We start from the raw sequence: 4,358 nt of genomic DNA, 5'->3' as shown, positions 1-4,358 counted from the left end.
CCGAGCCGGCACCCGAACCGCTCACCGCGCCGTTGCCGCGACGTGCCACCGTCGAGCCGCCGCCCAACGAGTTTCCGCGAATACCCGAACCCCCGCAGTTCATCGAGCCGATCTTCGACGACATTCCGATGTCGGCGCCTTCCGCCGAGCACGATGCGCTGTCGGTTCCCGCCTCTCAGCTTCCCTCCGGGCTGGACGACGAGGACGACCTGCTGATCTTCAGCCAGGCCCGTTCCGCGTGGTTCAAGGGCCCGGCCGCGATCGAGGACACCGAGGAGGCCTGGAGCTTCCCGGCCGACGAGGGTTGGCGCGCCGCCGAGGCCGCCAGCAACAACCAGGAGCAGGCCTCGGAGACCACCACAGGCGCGGGTCTGCCGCGCCGGGTCCCGCAGGCCAACCTGGTGCCGGGCTCGGCGATCCTGTCCGACGCCCCTCCCGCCCCCATCAACCGCGACGCCTCCGCGCTGGCCGCGCGCACCGCCGGATACTTCCGGGGCTGGGGCCGCGCCCGCCGCGAGACCGTCGGCGCCGGACTGGGATCCTGAGACCATGACCAATCTGGGGGTCTACGAACGCTCGCTGAGCATGCTGCTGGCTTCGCTGGTGGCACGCACCCCGGGCCTGTCCCACGCCGTCCTGGTGAGCGTGGACGGGATGCCGCTGGCCATGTCGGCGGGCCTGCCCCGGGAACGCGCCCTACAGCTGGCCAGCATCGGGGCGGGCATCCTGTCGATCAGCGACGGCGCCGGCCAGGTGATGGACACCGGCCCCGCCAATCAGGTGATGGTCGAGATGGCCGAGGGCCTGCTGCTGGCCGCGCCCGTGGGGCCGCAGATCTGCCTGTCGCTGCTGGCGGTCGCCGAGTGCAGCCGCGAACAGCTCGGCTATGAGATCGGGCACTTCGCGGCCCAGGTGAAGCCGCTGCTGGATGAGGCGCTGACCAATACGGGGCAAATCCCCAAGGTCAGCTAGATCCGCCCTTTTTTTCCAAACGTCCTGAAACGGAACGTGCCGGGCAGCCACCCCAGACTGCCCGGCACTCCCCCCGGTTTGGTTCCCCGCGCGTCGGATGCGAATCAACCTGGTGATTTCGCATCAGTGACGCTGCGTATGTATATCCTGACTCACCGAGATCAAGTTGTCAAGGATTTGCCGCGATCTTTTCGAGAAACTTTTCCGAATTGCGGCTTTTTCAATGGGCCGTTCGGCCAAATCTAGTGACCCGTTCGGTCGGGCGCAAGGCCCAGACCTGCGCGATAGATCTCACCGAACCCCGAGACGTACAGGGTGCCGGCGGCCGCCGCGACGAAGGCGGCCTGGCCGGGACGCAGGGTCACCGGCGCCACGCCGTCGTCGAGGTGCACCTGTCCGGTCCAGCACAGCACGACGGTGGGGCCGTTCACCGGCAGCTGGCGCTGGTGCGAGCCGCCGTCCAGGGTGACGCGCGACAGCCGGAACTCGTCGATGGGCACCGGCCACTCCGCCACGCCGGGCGCGTCCTCCACCGCGGCCACCCGCGGGTCGTCCAGCACCTCGAAGCGCAGCACCCGCAACAGCTCGGGGACGTCGATGTGTTTGCGGGTCAGGCCGCCGCGCAGCACGTTGTCGCTGGCGGCCATGAGCTCCACGCCGACGCCGTTGAGGTAGGCGTGCAGGTTTCCGGCGGGCATGTAGATCGCCTCGCCGGGGCGCAGGTGGACGTGGTGCAGCAGCAGCGCCACGACGCAACCGGCGTCGCCGGGGTAGCGCTTGCCGAGGTCGACCACCATCGCGTAGTCGTCGCCGTCGTCGATGTCGGCCAGCCGGGCCGCGGCGTTGACGGCCTGGCCCACCAGGTCGTCGCGGTGCCCGGCGGGCAGGGTGAGCAGGGTGGTGACGGCCTCGCGCAGCCCCTGGCCGGGGTCGTCCTGGCGCAGCACGGCCACGATCGAGTCGAGGCCGCGCACGTCGAGCCGCTCGATGACGTCGGCGGCCACGCGCGGGTCGCGGAAGCCGCACAGCGCCTCGAAGTCGCTGACGGCGCACAGCAGCTCGGGCTTGTGGGAGGCGTCGACGTAGTTGCGCTCGGGGGAGCCCAGCGGCACACCGGCGGCGTTCTCGCGCTCGAAGCCCTCGGCGGCCTGGGCGAGGTCGGGGTGGGCCTGCAGCGACAGCGGCTGCTCGGCGGCCAGCACCTTCAGCAGGTAGGGCAGCCGGGGCCCGAAGCGCCCCAGGCTCTCCTCACCCAGCATTGTGGATGGATCGGCGGCGATGGCGTCCTCCAGCGAACGCCCGTCCTCCAGAGTGGATGAATCGGCGGGGTGGGCACCGAGCCAGAGCTCGGCTTCCGGTGTGTCGCTTGGCATCTTGCGGCCCTGCAGGGCCGCGATGGCGGTACGCGACCCCCACGCGTACGGCCGGATGGCTCCCGTAAGGAGTTCCACGGTGACCAATCTCCCTCGTCTCGTCAGGTCACGGGCGGCGTCGACTGTACCGGTCGGCGCCCCCGGGTCAACGCCCGGTGTTCGTGGATGTTCCCTCCGCGACGGAATGGTTCTCGGTGCCGGTCTTGCGATACAGATCCGGCTCCACATAGATCATTCGGGCGATCGGCACCGCGGCGCGGATGCGGGCCTCCACCGAGTCGATGGCCGCGGCGATCTCGGCGGCGGTCTCGTCGCGCCGCACCGCGATCTTCACCGCCACCAGCAGCTCCTCGGGCCCCAGATGCAGGGTCTTCATGTGGATGATGGCGTCGACGTCGTCCTCGGCGAGGATCGCCTTCTCGATGGCGACGATGTCCTCGGTGTTGGCGGCCTCGCCCAACAGCAGGCTCTTGGTCTCCAGGGCCAGCACCACCGCCACCGACACCAGCAGCCCGCCGATGCCCAGGGTGAAGATGCCGTCGAAGATCGCGTTGCCGGTCAACAGGGTGAGCCCGACACCCAGCAGCGCCAACACCAGTCCCACCAGGGCGGCGGCGTCCTCCAGCAGCACCACCGGCAGCTCGGGGGCCTTGGCGCGGCGGATGTAGTTGATCCAGGAGGTCTTTCCCTTGGCCTTCTTGGTCTCGGCGGTGGCGGTGTAGAACGAGTAGCCCTCCAGGCCCACGGCTATCACCAGCACCACCAGCGGCACCCACCACCAGGTGGACCCCAGCAGCTCGTTGGGCGCGCCGTGCAGGCTCTCGGTGATCTTGTGGTAGCCCTCGTACAGGGCGAACAGGCCGCCGACGCTGAACAGCACGATCGACACGATGAACGCGTAGATGTAGCGTTCCCGGCCGTACCCGAAGGGGTGGCGGGCGGTGGCGTTGCGGCGGGATCGCTTGCCGCCCACCAGAAGCAGCAACTGATTGCCGGAGTCCGCCAGCGAGTGGATCGACTCGGCCAGCATCGAGGACGAGAACGTCAACACCCAGGCGCCGAGCTTCGTCACGGCGATGCCCAGGTTCGCCGCCAGCGCCGCCACAATCGCCTTGGTGCCACCCTCAGCGCTCATCCACTATCGTCCTTTATGGTCAAATTGGGGGTTTGACTTCAGGCGTCTTCGCCGAAGTTTTGGGTCAGGTCCTTCATCTCGGACACCGCGGGGACCGACATCGGATCGAGCCCGTGCGCGATCGCCAGATACACCGAGGCGAAGTCCGGCACGGCCACCAGCGAGGCGAGCCGTTCCAGCGCGCTGCCGCCCTCGGCGGCGAAGGTGTCGCGCCTGATCCCGCGCCGGTCGGCCAAGTCTGCCACGGCGTCGGCGCGCCGGGTGTCCGGCGGCGGGGCGGAGTCGTCGTTGTCCAGGCCGTCGTCGCGCAGCAGCACGATCCGCAGGCGCGTGTTGCCGTCCGAGTCGCCCTCGGCCGGATCGGCGAAGATGTCCCGCTCGCCCTCGGCCAGCGAGCCGAACACGCCGTCCAGGAGCCCGACCCGGCCGCGACCGACCTCGCCGAGCTCCCCGGAGATCACGGGGTAGCGGGCGTTGGCCGCCAGCATGTCGGCGAAGCGGCGGGCGGCCACCCCGGCCAGGGCGGTGCCGCCCCACACCACGGGAATGGAACCGGCCAGGTCGAGGGCCAGCGCCTTGGCGGGGTTGACGAAGGAGTCGTTGGCGGGCTTGCAGCGCTCGGCGTCGGCGTCCAGCCGGGTGGCGGCCTCGGCGAAGTCGGCCTCGGCGATGCGCAGGATGCCGCAGGCGCGACCGGCCAGCAGCACCGGGACGACCAGCGCCCACAGGCTGAGCCGGGCCGGGGCGCGGCGCGGCACGGCGATGTACGGGGAGCGGGCGCGCTCGGCGACGGCCTGCAGCGGCGAGTCGGGCGCGCCCACGGCCACCAGGCGGGCGCCCCGCCGGGAGGCCGCCTCGGCGGCGGCCAGGGCCTCGGG

General features: G+C 70.6%; 4 protein-coding genes and 1 pseudogene. 2 read left to right on the top strand and 3 right to left on the bottom strand.

Translation table 11 applies throughout. The features are described from left to right. Positions 1 to 545: pseudogene (locus VE172_RS22310) on the top strand (hypothetical protein); the annotation flags it as partial. Positions 546 to 549: 4 nt separating this feature from the next. Beyond that, positions 550 to 972: a roadblock/LC7 domain-containing protein gene (locus VE172_RS22305; protein ID WP_324804209.1), complete on the top strand. Its 423-nt coding sequence runs from the start codon at positions 550 to 552 to the stop codon at positions 970 to 972. A 242-nt stretch (positions 973 to 1,214) separates the two neighbouring features. Here VE172_RS22305 and manA read toward each other — a convergent pair whose 3' ends face one another. The 3 genes from manA to VE172_RS22290 form a co-directional block, all read right to left on the bottom strand. Next, the gene (gene manA / locus VE172_RS22300) at positions 1,215 to 2,423 is read right to left on the bottom strand and encodes a mannose-6-phosphate isomerase, class I (protein WP_324804208.1); all 1,209 of its coding nucleotides are present in this window, start codon (positions 2,421 to 2,423) and stop codon (positions 1,215 to 1,217) included. A 67-nt stretch (positions 2,424 to 2,490) separates the two neighbouring features. Further along, entirely contained in the window at positions 2,491 to 3,480 is a 990-nt protein-coding gene (locus tag VE172_RS22295; protein ID WP_324804207.1) for a cation diffusion facilitator family transporter, read from the bottom strand. A gap of 38 nt (positions 3,481 to 3,518) precedes the next feature. Then, the coding region (locus VE172_RS22290; protein WP_324804206.1) for an SIS domain-containing protein at positions 3,519 to 4,358 on the bottom strand (840 nt) is incomplete at its 5' end.

The organism is Stackebrandtia sp. (genome assembly GCF_035643755.1).
GTDB lineage: Bacteria > Actinomycetota > Actinomycetes > Mycobacteriales > Micromonosporaceae > Stackebrandtia.
This window is presented reverse-complemented; position numbering and strand designations above follow the sequence as displayed.